Consider the following 18,530-nt stretch of genomic DNA (forward strand, 5'->3'; position numbering starts at 1 on the left):
ACCGCGCTCAGCGCACGATGGAAAGCTCGAAGCCCGGTACGGGCATGCCCCTGCCATCGTAGAGATTGACGATCGGCGCATCCGACCATGCATGGCGCACGCGGGTGGGTGCCAAGCCATCGGGCACGGTGAGCATCATGCGGTCCCCGTCGAGGCTGGCGAGCACGTAACGGCAACTGGCCTGCTCCGCGCCGCAGAGCTCGACACCGAGCGGGTAGGGGCCGGAATGTGCGACGAGCCTGCCCCTGATGCCGGCGAAATTTACGGTCACCGTCTTGCCTGAAAGGGTCGCGTTCAGCGGCGTGGGCATCGCCTCGCCGACGAAAGCGTGGGCGAGGCGCTTGCCCAGATCGTTCTTGTTGGCCGGGTGGATGTCGGTGGCCTCGCCGATGTCGATCGCCGTCACCAGCGCGGCATTGCCGTCGGCCTCGACCGCCGCGAGCTGCTCCTGCCGCAGGCGCGCCCAGCCGGACTCGACCGGCTGCGAAGTGCGCGTGCCGAAGTCGGCCAGCTGGACGACCAGCATCCGCGCCTGGCTGCCGAACTGTCCCCGCCAGCCGGCAAAGAGCTCGCGCAATTTCCCGTCGTAATCGGGCTGGCCCACATCGGACTCGCCCTGGTACCACGCCACGCCCGCAAGCCGCATCGGACCTAGCGGCGCGATCATCGCATTGTGCATCACGCCGAGCCCGGCATTCGCGTCCCACGGCGCGCGCGGCGGCACGTCCTCGAAAGCGGCGACCGAATAGTCCCAGTCCGCTCCGAGCGGGATCGGCGAGCCGCTTGCGGGGCTGAAGAACAGCCGGTCGGGACCGGCGAAGAAGCCGCCCGTGTCCCACATGTTGTTGGCGGCGATCAGGACCTCGTTCTCGCCTTCGCGCAGGTAGTCGGCGGGCACGCGATAGGCCCGCTCGACACCCCAGCCGAAGGTGTAGCCCACTGGCCTGCCATTGACGAAAGTCATGTCGAGATCGTCGATTGCGCCGATCGAGAGCGAGCCTGCCTGCTGCGCCTGTCCGGCGGTCAGCGTGAAGGTCTGGCGCAGCCACACATTCGCCCGCGGGTTGGTGTCGAGGCCGGTGCCCTTCCACTCGTTCCAGAAAGAGAATTGCGGGACGGGCTTCCAGTCGAGCATCGCACTGTCGGTCCAGGGCTCGCGTCCGCCGTCATGGGCGCGCCACCAGTCGAACCATTGCGGGGCGAAATCCTGCGCGGCTTCGAACGGGTCGCGCGCATAGGTTTGAAGCTGGTCGAGTGCCTGCTGGCCGTAGAGCGCGCGCACGCTTTCGGGCGTCATCCACGCCCGCGCCGCGCTGCCGCCCCAGTTGGAGTGGATCAGCCCGACCGGCACCGCCGGATCCATGCGGCGCAGCTCCTTGCCCATGTAGAAGCACGCGGCAGAGAAATCGGGCACGCTCTCGCGGCTCGCCTCGCGCCATGCGACGGGTTCCGCGAAGCTTGCGGCGGGTGTCGCCGCGGTGGTCTTCGGCACCATCAGCAGGCGGATGCCGCTATCGGGTGCGAGCCGCAGCTGGTTCCAGGTGTCGAGCGCGCGGTTGACCGACAGCTCCATGTTCGACTGGCCCGAGCACAGGATGACGTCGCCTACGAGGATGTTGTCGTAGCGCGTCTCTCCGGTCGGGTCCGTCAGGATGAGCGAAAGCGGCTCCTGCGTTGTGGCTGTGGCCGGCAGCGTGACCGCGAAGCGGCCGTCCGCATCGGCGCGCGAGGTGGCATGCGACTGGCCCAGGACCGCCGACACCCTTCCACCGGGTGCAGCCGTACCTTCGAGCACTACGGGCTCGCCGCGCTGGAGCACCATGTTGTCGCCATAGGCCGGGCCGAGCACCGGTGCGGCGGCTGCGATCGAAGGGGCCAACAGGGTCGCGAGGAGCAGGGCGGGGCGCATCATCCGAGTTTCGCCCGCGCCTGCGCGAAGCCCGCGACGGGTGCCTCGAAGCCGAACAGGCTGCCTGCCTGCGGATAGGTTGCCATATCGCTTGCCTCCATGTTCTTGGTCGCGCTGGTCACGAATGCGGTCCGCAAATGCGCTCCACCGAACGCTATCTTGGTAATGTCGCGGGCCGGCATCGGGATCGTCGCGACGAGTTCGCCATCGGGCGAGAAGCGTGCGACCCGTCCGCCGAGGTAGAGGCCGGTCCACACATGGTCCTCGGCGTCCACCACCGGCCCATCGGGAAAGGCCTCGGGAAACAGCGCACCGGTGTCGGCGAAGGGTCGCGCCTCGCCAAGGCCGCCGGGCGAAAGCTCCGCCACCATGATTCGCTTCCCCAGCGTGTCGGTGAAATAGATCCGGTCGCCCTGCGCGTTCACCGCCGGGCCGTTGGTTATGCAGACACCCGCCGGACCGACGGGCCGGATATCACCGCGATCGAAGAGGTAGAAGCGCCCCGAGGCGGCCTGCTCCGCATCGTCCATCGAACCGAACCACACGCGGCCCCACGGGTCGGTGCAGGCATCGTTGAGGCGGTTCGAGGCGGGCTCGCCGGGCACGTCGCAGAGGAAGGTGAAATGCCCGCTCTCGGGGGCGAAGGTGTAAAGCCCGTCCTTAAGGCCGCAAAGCAGCAGCCCTCCCTCCGCTGGAATGGCCCAGCCGATCTGGTCGGGCGCCTCGTCGAATGTCGCCGCGCCTGTTGCCGGATCGTAGCGCCACAGCCGGTGGCGTTTGATGTCGACGAACCAGACGAGCTGCCGCTCCGCATCCCACAACACCCCTTCGCCGAGCTTGCTCTCGGCGGCGAGGATCTGCGCGACGGGGAGCGTTACCTCCATCCGGCGTCGACCCAGTAATTGTGCGCGGTGCAGAAGCGGGCGTCGTCGGAGGCGAGGAACAGCGCCATCGCGGCGATGTCGACCGGCTGGATGCGCCCGTCGAGGCATTGCGCGGCGACGATCTCTGCTTCGCCCTCGGGCGTGTACCAGCGCATCTGGCGCGGGGTCTGGACATTGCCCGGGATGATCGTGTTGACGCGGATATTGTCCCGCCCGAGCTCGCGCGCGAGGCTGCGCGTCAGCCCTTCGATCGCGGCCTTGGCGGTCTGGTAGATCGCCAGCTCCTCGAGCCCGAGGTGCCAGCTGATCGAGCCGAGATTGACGATCGAGCCGCCGCCTGCAGCCTGCATCGCGGGGACCACCGCCCTTGCGGCGAAGAACTGGTGCTTGAGGTTCACCGCCATGCTGCGATCCCAGTATTCGGGCGTGACGTCACCGAGCCGGTGGCGATCGTCATTCGCGGCGTTGTTGACCAGCACGTCGCAGCCGCCCAGCCGGTCGATGATGGCGGCGATCTTCTGTCCGTAGTCCTCGCAATCGGTGATGTCGCAAGGGACGAAGAGCGGCGCGATCTCCGCGTCCTTCAGCCGCGCTACCAGATCCTCGCTCGCGCTTTCTTCGATATCGACGAAGGCCACTGCCGCGCTCTGGCGGACGAAGGCCTCGACGATGCCCTCGCCGATGCCCGAACCGCCGCCGCTGACGATCACCTTCCTGCCGCGCAGGCTGGGGTATCGCGCCGTGTGAGCGGCTGGATTGGCGTTGTCAGCTGTCAAAACTCATTCCCCGTCCATGCAAGCGCGCGCCTTTCAGAGCGCGCGCCGAAACTCACATCCTGTCGACCAGACCGCGTCCTGCCAAATTCGCGACGAAGCCCGCAATTCCCATCGTCCACGCAGGCGCATCGCGCGAGGTCGTGACCGTGTTGGTCAGCGCACCGATCCGCTGCGAGCGAATAGTCACCCGGTCGCCGCGCTTGTGCGTAAAACCTGCGCCCGCCACGTCGCGGTCCTGTGTCGGCGCGAACAGCGTCCCGCAGAACAGCACGAAGCCGTCGGGATAGTGGTGTTCCGAGAGGCACTGAGCGACCAGCTCGACCGGATCGCGGCTGATCTGCGCCATGTCGTTGGTGCCTTGCAGGCGGTATCCGTCCTCGCCCTCGATCGTCAGCTCGACCTCGGCCGCGCGGATGTCGTCGAGCGTGAAGTCATCGTCGAGCAGGCGGATCAGCGGGCCGATCGCGCAGCTCGCCGTGTTGTCCTTGGCCTTGGAGAGGAGCAACGCCGAACGCCCCTCGAAATCGCGCAGGTTCACATCGTTGCCCAGTGTGGCGCCGACCACTTCGCCATCGGAATCGCACACCAGCACGACCTCGGGCTCGGGATTGTTCCAGCTGGAATCGGAGCGCACGCCGATGGGCGCGCCTTCGCCGACCGAGGAGAGGACCGGCGATTTGGAGAAGATTTCCGCATCGGGCCCGATGGCGACCTCGAGATATTGCGACCACATGCCTTCGTCGATCAGCGCGGCCTTGAGCTGGGCCGCCTCCTCGCTGCCCGGAACCACCGAGCGGATGCCCGAGCCGATCTTGCTCTCCAGCTGTGCGCGGATGTCCGCTGCCGCGCCCGCGTCGCCGCGCGCGCGTTCCTCGATGACCCGCTCGATCGCCGAAAGGGCGAAAGTGACGCCCGCTGCCTTGATGCATTGCAGATCGATCGGGGAGAGCAGGCGCCAGCCTTCGGGCAGGCCGTCCTCGACCGGACCCAGCCGACGTCCGCCCGCGAATTGCCGTCGGGCAATCGCGCCGGAAACGGTCGCCACCTCCTCGGTAAGATCGAAGATTTCCCCGTCGCGCACCGCGATAACGCAGGGTCCTGCGGGCGATTGCGCGCGCCCGATGAAACTGCCGCGCGCATGATCGGCCGGCAAAACGTCGCTGAAATTGTCGGCCACTGCTGGCTCTTGCCCTCTCCTGTGATAGCGCTACCATAGTCAGGTCATGAGGGTGCGACAAGCCCCTTGCGAGGATTGATCGGGGAGGCGGGCTTGAAAACGTATCTTGCTACACTGGCGGCATGCAGCGCCGCGATTTCGCTTGCGGATCCGGCCAGTGCCGGGCCGACCGCAAGTTTCGATTTCATAGAGTATCGCGCGCTCGAACCTGCCCCCGAAATCCCGGAGGGCTCCTATCGCAACCCGGTGCTGCCGGGCTTCCACCCCGATCCATCGATCGTCAGGGTCGGCGACAGCTTCTACCTCGTCACCTCGACCTTCAGCTGGTTTCCCGGACTGCCGATCTTCCGCAGCGAGGACCTCGTCAACTGGCGCTTCGTCGGCAATGCCATCAACCGCGCGGCCCAGATGGACTTTTCCGGGCTTGGCACCAATCGCGGCCTCTTCGCCCCTGCCATCGAACATCACGACGGTCTGTTCTGGATCGTGAACACCTGTATCGAATGCGGCGGCAATTTCGTCATCACCGCGCAGGACCCGGCCGGACCGTGGAGCGATCCGCACTGGCTGGAGTTCGGCGGGATCGATCCCTCGCTCTACTTCGCGGACGATGGCACGGCATGGATCGTCTACAACGACGCGCCGCCGGGAGATCCGCGTTACGAGGGCCATCGCGCGCTGTGGCTGCAGCAGTTCGACCGGGAGACCATGCAGGTGCTGCCGGGGCGCACGCTGCTGGTCGATGGCGGGGTCGATCCTTCGGCGAACCCGGTCTGGGCGGAAGGGCCGCATATCTACAAGGCCGATGGCTGGTATTACCTGCTGGCGGCCGAAGGCGGAACGGCGGACCAGCATTCGCAGACCATCTACCGTTCGCGCAAGCTCAAAGGGCCTTACGTGCCCGGCCCGCAAAACCCGATCCTGACCCAGCGCGACCTGCCGCCCGATCGCCCCAACCGCGTCGAGGCGACCGGTCACGCGGATATCGTCAGGCTGGACGACGGCAGCTGGTGGGGCGTGTTCCTCGCCACCCGCCCCTTCGCAGGCCAGTCGACGCTGATGGGCCGCGAGACCTTCGTACTGCCGGTCGAATGGGTGGACGGATGGCCGCGCTTCCTCGCACAAGGCAAGCCGGTGCCCCTGACGCCCCGACGGCCCGACCTGCCGAGCGGCGAGGCGATCGATCGCAGCGCCTGGCGGGATGACTTTTCCAGTGCCCTCCCCGGCGAATGGATCGGGATCCGCACACCGCGTTCGCTCCAGCAGGTCATGCTCGACGAGTCAGCAGGGCGGCTGGAGGTGATCGCGGGTAGCGATGCGGCGGGCAGCCTCGGCAAGCCGGCTTTCATCGGGCGGCGCCTGCGCCATCACGAGGCCGAATATGTGACAAGCCTGGAGTTCGATCCGCAACAGGACGACGACTTCGCAGGTCTGCTCGCCTTCATGGACGAGGCGCATTTCCTCGCGGTCGGACGCGAAGGCGGGCGTCTGGTGGTCCGGCTCAGGACCGACCCGGCGCAATCCGAACTCGGCGAGATCGTCGCTGCCACTCCCTACGATGGCGACGCCGCGCTCGATCTCAGGATCACTTTGCGCGGCGGTTCGGCAGAACTCGGCTGGCGGCCCAGCGGAGAGACGCGCTGGCGGGCACTGGGGCAAGCGGTCGATGTCGAACCGCTCGCCTCGATCCACGCCGGCCTGTTCACCGGCCTGGTGGTCGGCCCCTACGCCTATTCGCCAGCGCGCTGAACGATCACTCCTGTTCGGGCAGGCCTATCGCGCGGAGCATTCCGGGCAGCCACTTGCCGGATTTTCGGTCCCAGAAGGGGAAGGTGTTGGCATAAGCCCACATGCACATGCCGATGCCCGTCGGCGCAAAGGCTTCGCGCACGGTGCGGTGATAGGCGGCGCGGTCGGCGGTGGGGATATGGAGGTCGTAGGCCCCGATTTCGCCCATGAAGGGCGTCTTGCCGGTGCGCGCGATGTAGCTACGGATCTTCTCCACGTCTTCCGAAAGCTTCTTCGTATCTTCCGCGGTCGGGAAGCTGCGGCCCACCGGCGGGATATCCGGTGCCGTCCAGCTGGCGCCCTGGTGCGTGTAAAGGAACGGGTCGTAATAGTGGAAGGTCGGATGGATGTTCGCATCGTCGGGCAGCGGCAGCGTCGCGAGCGAATTGATCCCGCTCCAGTTCTCGCCGCCGATGATCACCGCGCGGTTCGGATGCGACGCGCGCACCGCCGCCAGCGCGGGGGCCAGCGTTTCGAGCAGGTTCGAATGGTCGAAATTCTTGTGCGGTTCGTTCTCGAGCTCGAACCACAGCGTCTCGTTGGGATAGCCTGCAAATCGCTCTGCGATCTGCGTCCAGACCGCGCCATGCCACTCGGCAGTGCCCAGCGGGTCTTCGTGGATCGGATCGAAGTGGTGGCTGTTGAGAATGACGTTGAGGCCTGCCGCCAGCGCCTCGTCGACGACCTGCTGGACGCGGTTCATCCAGCTTTCCTCGACCGTCCACGGCGCTTCGGCGAGCGTCTTGTTGTGCCAGCGCACCGGGATGCGCACGGTGTCGAAGCCGGCTGCCTTGATGCGCGTGAAATCTTCCGCTGCCACCGGCGCGCCGCCCCAGCTGCCCTCGAATTCGGGCTCGAGCGTATTGCCGAGATTGATGCAGGTGCCGACGGGCAGGGGCTCGGTAACGGCGGCTGCCGGGGCCGGGGACTGCGCATGGAGCGGCAGGCTCGCGGCGAGCAGGGAAGCGATGCAGACGCTCCGGGTCAGGTTACGCATCATGGCAGGTCTCCTTCAGTGTGAACCGAGCACCCGCAGCAGGAAGCGGCGGATCATCTCGTCGCGCTGGGGCGAGGGTGGGCCCGTCACCGTGCGCGCATGCGGGGGAAGATGGTCGGCGGCGTGGCTGGCCTCTTCGCCGAAGACGAAGTGGTCGAACCAGGCGCGCCAGGCGTCGCGCTGGCCCTGCGGCTGGTCGCGGATCGCGAGGATTGCATGGATCAGCGCGAGGAAGCCGCCGCCGCGCAAGGCGTCGTTGTGCCAGTAGTTGACGAGGATGTTGATCGCATCGCTCGCCTGCACATGGTGCCACCACAGCGTGGGGATGTAGATCGCGTCGCCGGGTTCGAGCTCGGCAAATTGCGCCTGCTCCTGCGCTGCGGCGTAGCGCGGATAGTTTTCGAGGTCGGGGGCGAGCGGATCGACCATGCTGACCGGCTGGCCCGCCAGCGTCATGTCGAGCGGGCCGACATAGAGATCGCCGGTCGCCTGGGGCGGGAACAGGGTGAAGCGTCGCCTGCCCAGCGCGACGACGGCGAAATTGTCCGACAGGTCGAAATGGGTCGCGACCTGCGTCGCATTGCCGAGCCAAATGCGTGTCGTCGCATCGGGAAGCGCATCGGCGAGCGGGAAGGGGTGCTCCTGCTCGAAGCCGGGCAGGTGTGAGGCGGCCGGAGTCGCGCCGGCGTAAATGCCGATCGGTTCGTTCTCGTTTGCCGCGCCGAGCAAGTGGCGGGCAAGCTGCGTCAGCGAGCCCTGCTTGCGCTCGAAATTGAAGCCGCTGGTATCGGCATTGTAGAAGAACCGGCCCTGCCTGTCGGGCGGGGCGACCATCAGGCTGGTCGGCGCGCCGCTGTCGTACCGCTCGATATAGTCCAGCGCCTCGGCCGCCGAACGCCGCCCTGCCGCGACAATCGGCCAGGCCTCCGCCGCGCCCCTGATCACGACCGGCGTGAACCGCGGCCGCACGATGCGGTCGAAGTCCGCGGGTTCGGGCGCTGCGATTTCCTCGACCGGTGTCATGATGCCAGCGTTAGCACGCCCCTCGAATGATCAGGAACATGGCACCACCACTTCCGCATCGCTTCCGAGGCGCACTTCGCCGATCGCATAGTCCGCGCGGCCGGAGGTCGTTAGGACGAAGGGTTGAGTCAATTGTGCCATGTCTGCGCCGCCATTGCGCAGGCACTTCAGCGGGATGCCGTAGCGCACCCACTCGCCGTTTTCGGCGAGCGGCAGGTTGGCGAAGCCGCGCGAATTCGGCCCGATGGCACCGATGGCTGCGCTAGCCGGAGCATCCCACACCTTGATCGTGGCGAGCAGGAGAACGTCGCCATTCGTCTCCTTCGACACATCGAGAGCCTCAAAATTGCGCAGTGAAACGGTGGCTGTGCCGCCCGCGATCGCGAACCGCCGCGCGCCTTCCTGCACGAGGTAGTTTTCCGCGCTTACCCTGACCCGGCCGTCGAGGATCTCGGCAGGGACGGTCGTGATCCGGACCTCGTCGACCTCGGACTCGCCGTTCACCAGCAGCGACCAGCGCGCCGCCGGCACGCCGCCGCTGAACCAGAGGCGGCTGTCACCGCCGAGAGCGGATGCATCGAGTTCGGGCAGGGCGGTCCACGCGGTGCGCGGGCTGGCGTAGGTCAGGCCGTAACCTAAGGGGAACAGGGCGCCGTCCGCCATGTCGGCGGTGCGCGGCCATGCAGCGGGTAGCTTGCCCGAGAAATCGATATGTGCGCTACCATCGGCCTTGCCGACGAGCACATCTGCGATCCCGCCGCCCTCGCTGCCCGGGAGCCAGGCGACGACGAAGGCATCGGCCGCATTGAGCGCCGGATTGGCATAGAGCGGGCGCCCGGTGATCATGAGTGCGACGACGGGAATGCCCTGCGCCTTGAGGCGGCGCATCGTCTCGTAAGGACCGGTGAGCTGCGGATCGAGCGTCAGGGCGGCCCGGTCCCCCTGGAATTCGGCGTAAGGGGTCTCGCCGAAGACGACCACCGCCGCGTCGGGCCGCGCGGTGAAGCTGCCGTCGGGCGACAATTCGGCGCTGCCTCCTGCCGCCGTGACGGCCTGGTCGAGACCTGCCCAGATCGAGGTGGCGCCGGGGAAGTGGCTGTTGTCGATGCCCGTGCCCTGCCAGGTGATCGTCCACCCGCCCGATTGGCGCGCGATGTCGTCCGCACCGTCGCCTGCCACGAGCAGGCGACCGCCGGGCGCGAGCGGCAACACGCCCTCGTTCTTGAGCAGCACCAGCGACTTGCGCACCGCCTCGCGCGCAACGGCGCGGTGTTCGGGCGAACCGAGAAGCTCGTACTGGCCGGAATAGGCGCGGCTTGAGGGCTTGCCGGCCTCGAACAGGCCCAGCCGCGCCTTGACGCGCAGGATGCGTGCGACCGCCTCGTCGATGCGCGTCATCGGCACCGTGCCTGCCTTGGCGCGGGCCAGCAGGTCCTCGTAGATCGGCTTCCACGTATCCGGTGCCATATACATGTCGACGCCGGCCATCAGCGCCTGCGGGCAGCTCTCATTGGTGCATCCGGCGACCTGTCCATGCGCGTTCCAGTCTGAGACGACGAAGCCGCCGAAATCCATCCGCTCCTTGAGCACGCCGGTGACGAGCGATTTGTTGCCGGTCATCTTCTTGCCCTGCCAGCTCGAGAAACTGACCATCACGGTCGACACGCCTTCGGCAATCGCGGGTCCGTAAGGCTTGCCGTGAATATCGCGCAACGCCTCTTCGCTGATGGAGCTATCGCCCTGGTCGACTCCCTTGTCGGTGCCGCCATCGGCGAGGAAGTGCTTGGTCGAGGCAATCACATAGGGACCGGCAAGGAGGTTGTCGTTGGTCGGTGCGCCCTGCAGGCCGCGCACCATGGCGCCGACGTAGGAGGCGACGAGATCGGGATCGGAGGAATAGCCTTCGTAGGCGCGCCCCCAGCGGAAATCCTGCGGCACGGCGACGGTCGGCGCGAAGGTCCACTCCTGCCCCGTGACGCGGATCTCCTTGGCGGTGACCTGGCCGATCTGCTCGATCAGGGCGACGTCGCGCATCGCGCCGAGCCCGATGTTGTGCGGGAAGATCGTCGCGCCGATGATGTTCGAGTGGCCGTGCACCGCGTCGGTCCCCCAGACGAGCGGAATTCCCACGCCGCCGTCGGACCTGTCGACCGAAGCGGTGTAGAAATCGTCGGCGGCCTTGAGCCAGTCGGGCGCAGGCGAGAGGTCGTTGCCGTTGGGGCCGCTGTTCCCGCCGACGAGGATCGAGCCGAGATTGTAGTCGCGAACGTCTTGCGGGGTGACGCAGCACAGGTCCGCCTGCACGAGCTGGCCGATCTTTTCCTCCAGCGTCATGCGCGCGATGAGCCGGGTGATGCGTGCCTCGTCATCCGCCTGTTCGGGCACCGGGTACTCATACGCTGGCCAGATTTCGGGATGGGCGACACCGGCCGATTGCGTGATGGCGGATGGCGCGGAATCGGTCGCCGTCCCGGCGATCGTGGTGCAACCTGCGAGGGCAATCAGGCTGAGCACAGCCAGGCACTTGTCGGACCCGATGATCAAAATTCCTCTCCCGTCCCCTTGGCGACGATGCATCCCGGCCACCGCCTTTTTGCCAGCGCAAATGTGAGCGCTATCATGTGCGTATTGAACCCTTCGAAGGGAGTCAATCGGGGATGGCTTGCCCACGATTGCCGTATCGATTAGCCTTCCGAAAACGAGGCGGTCTGGAGATCGTCCCATATCGAGGCGAGGGAGGAGCGTGTCGATGGCGCTAAGTTTGGTAGCGGTATCATTGCGGTCGAAAGCGCAGCGCAGCTGGCTCGCTGCGCTGGCGTTCCTGCTACCGGTCGCTGTCCCTTCAGCAGTTGCGGCGGGCGAAGTGCGGGAGGTCGACCATGGCATGCTGGTCTCTCTCGATAGCGGCGAGACCATCCGCGTGCTCGCCTATGAGAACGGCACCTTTCGCGTCACGGCGACGGGCGGCGATATGCCGGAAGGCCATCCGACCAGCATGGTCGTTCTTGAACCCGACGGCGAACCGGAACTGACAGTCGCTCCTGGCGAGGCGAACCTGCAGACGGCGACCTCCCGGCTCTCGGTCGATCTTGCGGACGGTCAGGTGCGCGTGTTCGATGCCGCTGGAAATCTGCTCCTGGACGAATATGCCCCGGCACGCACGATCACGCCTGTCGCGATCGAAGGGCAGAGCTGGTTCGCCACGCGCGCGCAGTTCAACCGCGGCACCGACGAGGGGCTCTACGGGCTCGGCCAGCACCAGAACCGCCAGATGGACTACAATGGCGAGGATATCGAACTCGCGCAGCACAATATGGCGATCGCTCTGCCGTATCTGGTCTCGACGCGCGGATACGGGCTACTGTGGGACAATGCCTCGATCACGCGGATCGGCAATCCCGCGCCCTACGCGCAGCTGGCGCTGGACTGGCAGGCCCAATATTACCTTGGCGACCGGCTCGTGGTTGAGCGCCCCGAACGCGCCATCGATTACCAGTATATCGAAGATCAGGACCGCTGGCCCGCTGAGGCCAAGGCGGCGGTAGAGGCGGCGACCACCGGCCAGAATACGCAGGGCAACGCACTCCAGAAGCAGCGCGTCGTGTGGACCGGCACGTTCACGCCCGAAACCTCCGGGCAGCACAAGTTCCGTCTCTATTCCTCAAGCTATGTTGCGGTCTTTGCGGACGGCGAAAAGGTGCTCGACCGGTGGCGGCAGAACTGGAACCCCTGGTACCACAATTTCGAACTCGACCTGACGGCCGGCAAGGGTGTTGAGTTGCGCATCGAGTGGGAGCCCAACCAGGGCTACATCGCGCTCGAGCACTCCGACCCGCTGTCGCCGCTAGACCGCCACTCGGTCAGCTTCGCGAGCGAGGCGGGGCAGGCGATCGACTATTATGTCGTGCCCGCGCCGACGATGGACGATGCGATCGCCGGGTATCGCGAATTGACGGGCAAGGCACCGATGATGCCGCGCTGGGCCTATGGCTTCTGGCAGTCGCGCCAACGCTACGAAACGCAGGACCAGCTGGTGGAGGTGATGCAGGGCTATCGCGACCGCGCCATCCCGATCGATACGATCGTGCAGGACTGGTTCTACTGGCCAGAAGACAGCTGGGGCTGCCATTGTTTCGACCCGGACCGCTTTCCCGATGCTAAGGCGATGGTCGACAAGGTCCATGCGCTCGACGGGAGGGTCATGATCTCGGTCTGGCCGAAATTCTATCCCGACACAGCCAATGGCAAGGCGCTGAGCGAGAAGGGGTTCCTCTATGAACGGCCGCTCGAGGCGGGCCAGCGCGACTGGGTCGGGCCGGGTTACGCCAACACTTTCTACGATCCCTATGACCCGGCGGCGCGGGCACTCTACTGGGGGCAGATCGAGCGCGATCTCCTGCCGCTCGGCTTCGACGCCTGGTGGATGGATGCGACCGAACCCGACTGGCATTCGAACCTGTCGATCGATGAGCGCAAGTGGCAGATGACCTCGCCGACGACCGGGCTGCCCGGAGCCGCGCTCTTCAATTCCTACCCGCTCGATCACGCTGTCGGGGTGTTCGAAGGACTACGCCAAGCCCAGCCCGACACGCGCCCCTTCATCCTCACGCGCAGCGGATTCGGCGGCATCCAGCGCACGTCGTCGGCCTTGTGGTCGGGCGATGTCGCCGCGCGCTGGGAAGATCTGCGCGACCAGATCAGCGCGGGGCTGAACCTCAGTCTGGCAGGGGTGCCCAACTGGACCCACGACATCGGCGGCTTCGCGGTGGAGGAACGGTATAGCCGGCAGGATCCCGCGCATGTCGAGGAATGGCGCGAGCTTTACCTGCGCTGGTTCCAGTTCGGCGCCTTCTCGCCCCTGTTCCGGAGTCATGGCGAGTTCCCCCGGCGCGAGAGCTGGATCGTGAGCGAAGGCGACCCGGCGATGCTCGATGCGCTCACCTATTATCACCGGCTGCGCTACCGGCTCATGCCCTATATATACACGCTGGCTGCCGGGACCCATTTCGAGGATGGCACCATCATGCGGCCACTGGTGATGGATTTCGAAGCGGACCGGAGCGCCTGGTCGATCGACGACCAGTATCTTTTCGGGCCCGCCCTGATGGTTGCCCCGGTCACGCGGTTTCGTGAGCGGGAGCGGCTGGTCTACCTTCCTGCGGGAGCCGATTGGTACGACCTTGCAAGCGGGCGCAAGGTCTCCGGAGGCCAGCATGTGCCCGTTGCAGCGCCGCGCGAAAGGCTGCCACTGTTCGTGCGTGCCGGATCGATCTTGCCTATGGGAAGGGACGTCCAATGGACCGGGGAAGATCCGCAAGGACCGCTCACTATTCACGTCTTCGCCGGTGGCGATGCAGACTTTGCTCTCTACGAAGACCAGGGCACCGACATGGGTTATACTCGCGGAGAATTCTCGCGGATTGCTTTCGGCTGGAACGAAGGCGAGCGGCGCCTGTCTGTCGCAGCGCGAGTCGGGGCCTTTCCGGGCATGGCCATCAAGCGCGAGATGCTGATCGTCCTTCACGAAGGGAATGGGGAGGGCATGATGCTCGAGCGGTCCGGCGGCGTCGCCGTCACCTATGAGGGAGAGGCCGTTGCAGTGGATTTCTAGAGGTGACGCCGTGGGCGGCGAACTCACCATCTCCGGTGGAAATTGCGAACGCTCACTTGACGGTGCCGACGGTAGGGCATAGCAAATTGACAACGTAAGACAAAAACGCGTGTTAAGGAGGGGAAATCAAGGATGGCGGGACGATTGCGTCTGGGCATGATCGGCGGAGGGCAGGGGGCCTTTATCGGTGCCGTCCACCGTGCTGCCGCCCGGCTCGATGGCGCGACCGCTCTCGTCTGCGGATGCTTCAGCCGCGACCCGGCCAATTCGCGCGAGACCGCACAGGCGCTGCATCTCGATCCCGAGCGCGCCTATCCCTCTGCCGCCGAGATGTTTGCTGCGGAGGCTGCTCGCGGCAACGACGCCATGGAAGCCGTCGTCATCGTCACGCCGAATGACACGCATGTCCCGCTCGCCAAGGCGGCGGCGGAGGCCGGTTTCCATGTCATGTCCGACAAGCCTGCAGGTATTGCGCTCTCCGAGGTGAAGTCGCTTGCCGAGACCTTGTCGGTAAGCGGCACGGCCTATGGCCTCACCCACACTTATCTCGGCTATCCGATGGTCTGGCAGGCTCGCCATCTGGCGACGAGCAAGGCTTTCGGCGCGATCCGCCGGATCCTCGTCGAATATCCCCAAGGCTGGCTTTCCTCGCGCGCGGAGGCGGATGGCAGCAAGCAGGCCGAATGGCGGACCGATCCGGCGCGCTCCGGCCCCTCGGGTGCGTTCGGCGATATCGGCAGCCATGCGCACAGCCTCGCCGAGTTCGTCGCCAATTCGCGCATGACCCGGCTCTCGGCGCGGCTGCGCAGCCACTTCGTCGAGCGCAGGCTCGACGACGATGGCGAGGCGAGCTTCGAAATGGAGAACGGCGCGACCGGCGTGCTCGTCGCGAGCCAGGTCTGCGCGGGTGAAGAGAATTCGCTGGCGATCCGTATCTACGGCGAGAATGCCGGCCTCGAATGGCGACAGATGGAGCCGAACACGCTGATCGAGCGGCGCGGCGATGGATCGGTATTCGTCCACCGCGCGGGGGTCGACAAGCCATTGTGCGATGAGGCGCTGGCCCGTTGCCGCCTGCCATCGGGTCACCCCGAAGGCTACATCGAGGCTTTCGCCAACCTCTATCGCGACTTTGCCGGCGCTGTTCGCGACGGCGCGCCGCTCGCTTCGCGCGGAGTGCCCGGGATTGCCGAAGCGCTGCGCGGGATGGCCTTCCTCGAAGCGTCGGTCGCGAGCGCACAAGCAGACGGCGCCTGGACCGACATCGCCGCGCCATCCACCGGACCCGACCTCAAGGGATTGCTGACATGAAGGAACTTCGCGGCCCCGCCATCTTCCTTGCGCAGTTCATGCGCGACGAGCCGCCTTACGACAGGCTCGACACCATCGCGGAATGGGTCGCCTCGCTCGGCTACAAGGGCATCCAGATCCCGTCGAACGACGCGCGCTGCATCGACCTCGATCTCGCGGCAGAAAGCCAGGACTATTGCGACGAGCTCGCCGGGCGCTGCGCCGAGCGCGGGCTCGCGATCACCGAACTCGCCACGCACCTGCAGGGCCAGCTGGTCGCGGTGCACCCGGCTTATGACGAGCTGTTCGACGCCTTCGCGCCGGTCGAGGTCCACGGCAAGCCGGCCGAGCGGCAGGCGTGGGCGGTCGACCAGATGAAGAAGGCGGCGATCGCCTCGCGCCGGCTGGGGCTGAAGGCAGTCCCGAGCTTCCCTGGCGCGCTGATGTGGCACCTTGTCTACCCGTGGCCGCAGCGGCCCGCAGGGCTCGTCGAGGCAGGATTTGCTGAGCTCGCCAAGCGCTGGCGCCCGATCCTCGACGTGTTCGAGGACAACGGCATCGACGTGGCTTACGAAATCCACCCGGGCGAGGATCTGCACGACGGCGCCAGCTTCGAGGCTTTCCTCGACGCGGTGGACGAGCATCCGCGCGCCAACATCCTTTACGACCCGAGCCACTTCGTGCTGCAGCAGCTGGACTACCTCGGCTTCATCGATCGCTATCACGATCGTATCAAGGCGTTCCACGTCAAGGATGCCGAGTTCCGCCCCGACGCGCGGACCGGCGTCTACGGCGGCTATCGCGGCTGGGCCGAACGCGCCGGGCGGTTCCGCTCGCTGGGCGACGGGCAGGTCGATTTCCGCCAGATATTCAGCAAGCTGACGCACTACGGTTTCGACGGCTGGGCGGTGCTCGAGTGGGAATGCTGCTTCAAGCATCCCGAGCAGGGCGCAGCCGAGGGCGCGTCCTTCATCGCCGACCATATCATCCGACCGACACCCTACGCCTTCGACGACTTCGCGGGCGGCAATGTCGATGAGGGAAAGATCAATCGCACGCTCGGCATCTAGAGCTGACCGGCGAGTCTGGGAGAGGGATTAATGGCAACCGCACCAATGGACGCGATCGCGCCAACCGAAGTCAATCGCAACCGGCTGTTCCTGCTCGCCTGCCTCTCGCTGATCGTGACCGCGATGACCTTCGCGATCCGGGCGGGGATCCTCACCCAGCTTTCGGACCAGTTCGCGCTCAGCGACACGCAGCTCGGCTGGGTCAACAGCATGGCCTTCCTGGGCTTTCCGCTGGCGATGGTCGTATTCGGCTTCCTCTACAACAAGCTCGGCCCGCGCCTGATCATGATCCTGGCTTTCGTCGGCCATCTGCTCGGGCTGGTCCTGACCATCCTTGCCGACGGGTTCCTCGGCTTGCTGGTCTCGACCTTCTTCATCGGTTTCGCCAACGGCTCGGTCGAGGCGGCCTGCAACCCGCTGGTTGCCGACCTGTACAAGGACGACAAGACGAAGTGGCTCAACCGCTTCCATGTCTGGTTCCCGGGCGGGATCGTGATCGGCGCGGTCGTGTCCTACCTCATGACCAATGCCGGGATCGGCTGGCAGCTGCAGATCGCGGTGATGCTGATCCCAACCGCGATCTATGGCTACATGGTCTTTACCACGCGCTTCCCCGAGGTGGCAGAGAGCGAGCTGATCGTCGGTCTGGATCCCAAGGGCGTCTTGCTCATGGGTTCGATCCTCGGGCTGCTGGTGCTGATCGGCACGCCGAACGATCTGGTCGCCGGCCTGCCCGGTACCTTTGTGCTCCCTCTCTTGATGGTGCTGGGCCTCACATTCCTGCTCATGCTGTTCCGCGCAGGGCGGGTGCGCGATGCGGCGCTCCTGATCGTGCTGATGGCCGTCATGAGCATTACCGCGACGTCAGAACTCGGGACCCAGCAATGGGTCGACCGCATCCTTGGCGCACAGCTTGGTAACCTTCCAGGACAAGCGATGATCGTGCTCGGTATGGTCACCGGCATCATGGCGGTCGGCCGCTATTTTGCCGGTCCGCTGATCCACGCGCTCAATCCGCTCGGCGTATTGTTGATGAGCGCGGTGCTGACGACCCTCGGCCTGTTCCTGATGGCCTCGGCGAGCGGGGCGATGGTCTATGTCTCGGCGATCATCTTCGCTGTCGGCGTGTGCTATTTCTGGCCCACGATGATCGGCGTCACGGCGCAATATGTGCCACGCTCTGGCGCGCTCGGCATGAGCCTTGTCGGAGCTGCCGGCATGTTCGCCCTGACGATCTGGAACCCGATTATCGGCGGCTGGATCGACAACGCGCGGGCCAGCGCCGAGGCAAGCGGGCTCGAAGGCACGGCAGTCGAAGTGGCCGCGGGGCAGGGGGCCTTGTCGCAGCTGGTTTACTTCCCCGTGGTGCTGATCGCGATCTTCGTGGTGCTCTACCTCGCCCGGAAACCGCTCGAACAATCGGCGGAGCAGGCATGATGACAACTCGCTCACACACCATCGACCGCCGCACTGCATTGCGCGGCTTCGTTACCATAGCCGGCGTCGCAGTTATCCTGCCGTCGGTTGCAACCCTGGGCGGCTGCCGTGCAACGCCCGCCACACTCGAGGAGCACACGGCCCTGCTCAAGGCGGTGGTCGGCCGGATCATCCCGAAGACCGATACGCCCGGGGCGCTCGAAGCCGGTGTGCCCGACTACATCTCCGCTGTCTTCGAGCAGCACATGACGCCCGAACAGCAGTCCGACTTCGCAGCTGGCCTCGGCGAAATCGCCGCGCTGGCCAAGCGCGAAGGCGTTTCGGATCTTGCGGCGGCGACACCCGAAGCACAGGATGTCGTACTCGGGAAACTCGCAGGTTCGGCGGATGGCACGCCGGGCAAGGACACCTGGCAGCAGCTCCGCGACATGACCCTGTTCGGCTTTTACACCTCCGAAACGGCCACTGAGGAGCTCGCCTACGAGGAAATCCCCGGGCGCCAGATCGGCTGCCTTCCCTTCGAAGAGATCGGTCGGGCCTGGCTCGATCGCGGCGTCTGAGAGGAGCG

General features: G+C 66.0%; 13 protein-coding genes. 6 read left to right on the forward strand and 7 right to left on the reverse strand.

Going from position 1 to position 18,530, the window contains the following annotated elements:
- Nucleotides 1-7: 7 nt before the first annotated feature.
- From K3172_RS07810 to K3172_RS07825, 4 genes are read right to left on the reverse strand one after another with little or no spacing between them, the layout of a single operon-like run.
- Nucleotides 8-1,912, reverse strand: coding sequence for a sialate O-acetylesterase (locus tag K3172_RS07810; protein WP_247717959.1), 1,905 nt, complete (start codon nt 1,910-1,912; stop codon nt 8-10).
- Entirely contained in the window at nt 1,909-2,793 is an 885-nt protein-coding gene (locus K3172_RS07815) for an SMP-30/gluconolactonase/LRE family protein (protein ID WP_221588511.1), read from the reverse strand. Before K3172_RS07815 ends, K3172_RS07810 begins: the two co-directional genes overlap by 4 nt.
- Nucleotides 2,784-3,569, reverse strand: coding sequence for a D-xylose 1-dehydrogenase (gene xylB / locus K3172_RS07820; protein WP_221588513.1), 786 nt, complete (start codon nt 3,567-3,569; stop codon nt 2,784-2,786). Before xylB ends, K3172_RS07815 begins: the two co-directional genes overlap by 10 nt.
- A 52-nt stretch (nt 3,570-3,621) precedes the next feature.
- A complete protein-coding gene (locus K3172_RS07825; protein WP_221588515.1) occupies nt 3,622-4,746 on the reverse strand; it encodes a fumarylacetoacetate hydrolase family protein in 1,125 nt (374 codons plus the stop codon).
- Between the two features lie 93 nt (nt 4,747-4,839).
- Here K3172_RS07825 and K3172_RS07830 point away from each other — a divergent pair, with 93 nt between their 5' ends.
- A complete protein-coding gene (locus tag K3172_RS07830; RefSeq protein WP_221588517.1) occupies nt 4,840-6,495 on the forward strand; it encodes a glycoside hydrolase family 43 protein in 1,656 nt (551 codons plus the stop codon).
- A gap of 4 nt (nt 6,496-6,499) precedes the next feature.
- Here the strand turns inward: K3172_RS07830 and K3172_RS07835 are convergent, their stop codons facing one another.
- The 3 genes from K3172_RS07835 to K3172_RS07845 are packed head-to-tail and all read right to left on the reverse strand — an operon-like array spanning nt 6,500 to nt 11,098.
- A complete protein-coding gene (locus tag K3172_RS07835; RefSeq protein WP_247717960.1) occupies nt 6,500-7,534 on the reverse strand; it encodes a glycoside hydrolase family 5 protein in 1,035 nt (344 codons plus the stop codon).
- A 12-nt stretch (nt 7,535-7,546) separates the two neighbouring features.
- Nucleotides 7,547-8,554 (reverse strand): cupin-like domain-containing protein, encoded by a 1,008-nt coding sequence (locus K3172_RS07840; protein WP_221588519.1) that lies wholly within the window; start codon nt 8,552-8,554, stop codon nt 7,547-7,549.
- 30 nt (nt 8,555-8,584) lie between these two features.
- Nucleotides 8,585-11,098, reverse strand: a complete 2,514-nt coding sequence (locus K3172_RS07845) for a glycoside hydrolase family 3 protein (protein WP_247717961.1) — start codon at nt 11,096-11,098, stop codon at nt 8,585-8,587.
- 205 nt (nt 11,099-11,303) lie between these two features.
- Here K3172_RS07845 and K3172_RS07850 point away from each other — a divergent pair, with 205 nt between their 5' ends.
- From K3172_RS07850 to K3172_RS07870, 5 genes are all read left to right on the forward strand, one after another.
- The gene (locus tag K3172_RS07850; RefSeq protein WP_221588523.1) at nt 11,304-14,165 is read left to right on the forward strand and encodes a glycoside hydrolase family 31 protein; all 2,862 of its coding nucleotides are present in this window, start codon (nt 11,304-11,306) and stop codon (nt 14,163-14,165) included.
- Nucleotides 14,166-14,297: 132 nt separating this feature from the next.
- A complete protein-coding gene (locus tag K3172_RS07855) occupies nt 14,298-15,476 on the forward strand; it encodes a Gfo/Idh/MocA family oxidoreductase (RefSeq protein ID WP_221588525.1) in 1,179 nt (392 codons plus the stop codon).
- Nucleotides 15,473-16,525: a sugar phosphate isomerase/epimerase family protein gene (locus tag K3172_RS07860; protein WP_221588527.1), complete on the forward strand. Its 1,053-nt coding sequence runs from the start codon at nt 15,473-15,475 to the stop codon at nt 16,523-16,525. The genes K3172_RS07855 and K3172_RS07860 overlap by 4 nt, the downstream gene beginning before the upstream one ends.
- 30 nt (nt 16,526-16,555) lie before the next feature.
- Nucleotides 16,556-17,962: an MFS transporter gene (locus K3172_RS07865; protein ID WP_221588529.1), complete on the forward strand. Its 1,407-nt coding sequence runs from the start codon at nt 16,556-16,558 to the stop codon at nt 17,960-17,962.
- Entirely contained in the window at nt 17,959-18,522 is a 564-nt protein-coding gene (locus K3172_RS07870) for a gluconate 2-dehydrogenase subunit 3 family protein (protein WP_221588531.1), read from the forward strand. The genes K3172_RS07865 and K3172_RS07870 overlap by 4 nt, the downstream gene beginning before the upstream one ends.
- Nucleotides 18,523-18,530: the final 8 nt, after the last annotated feature.

It is taken from the genome of Qipengyuania proteolytica (assembly GCF_019711565.1).
In the GTDB taxonomy this organism is placed as follows: Bacteria; Pseudomonadota; Alphaproteobacteria; order Sphingomonadales; family Sphingomonadaceae; genus Qipengyuania; species Qipengyuania proteolytica.

Coding starts and splice junctions, on each gene's coding strand:
- K3172_RS07835 (WP_247717960.1), bottom strand. CDS start 7,534: ATGATGCGTAACCTGACCCGGAGCGTCTGCATCGCTTCCCTGCTCGCC.
- K3172_RS07865 (WP_221588529.1), top strand. CDS start 16,556: ATGGCAACCGCACCAATGGACGCGATCGCGCCAACCGAAGTCAATCGC.
- K3172_RS07840 (WP_221588519.1), bottom strand. CDS start 8,554: ATGACACCGGTCGAGGAAATCGCAGCGCCCGAACCCGCGGACTTCGAC.
- K3172_RS07850 (WP_221588523.1), top strand. CDS start 11,304: ATGGCGCTAAGTTTGGTAGCGGTATCATTGCGGTCGAAAGCGCAGCGC.
- K3172_RS07870 (WP_221588531.1), top strand. CDS start 17,959: ATGATGACAACTCGCTCACACACCATCGACCGCCGCACTGCATTGCGC.
- K3172_RS07855 (WP_221588525.1), top strand. CDS start 14,298: ATGGCGGGACGATTGCGTCTGGGCATGATCGGCGGAGGGCAGGGGGCC.
- K3172_RS07815 (WP_221588511.1), bottom strand. CDS start 2,793: ATGGAGGTAACGCTCCCCGTCGCGCAGATCCTCGCCGCCGAGAGCAAG.
- K3172_RS07860 (WP_221588527.1), top strand. CDS start 15,473: ATGAAGGAACTTCGCGGCCCCGCCATCTTCCTTGCGCAGTTCATGCGC.
- K3172_RS07810 (WP_247717959.1), bottom strand. CDS start 1,912: ATGATGCGCCCCGCCCTGCTCCTCGCGACCCTGTTGGCCCCTTCGATC.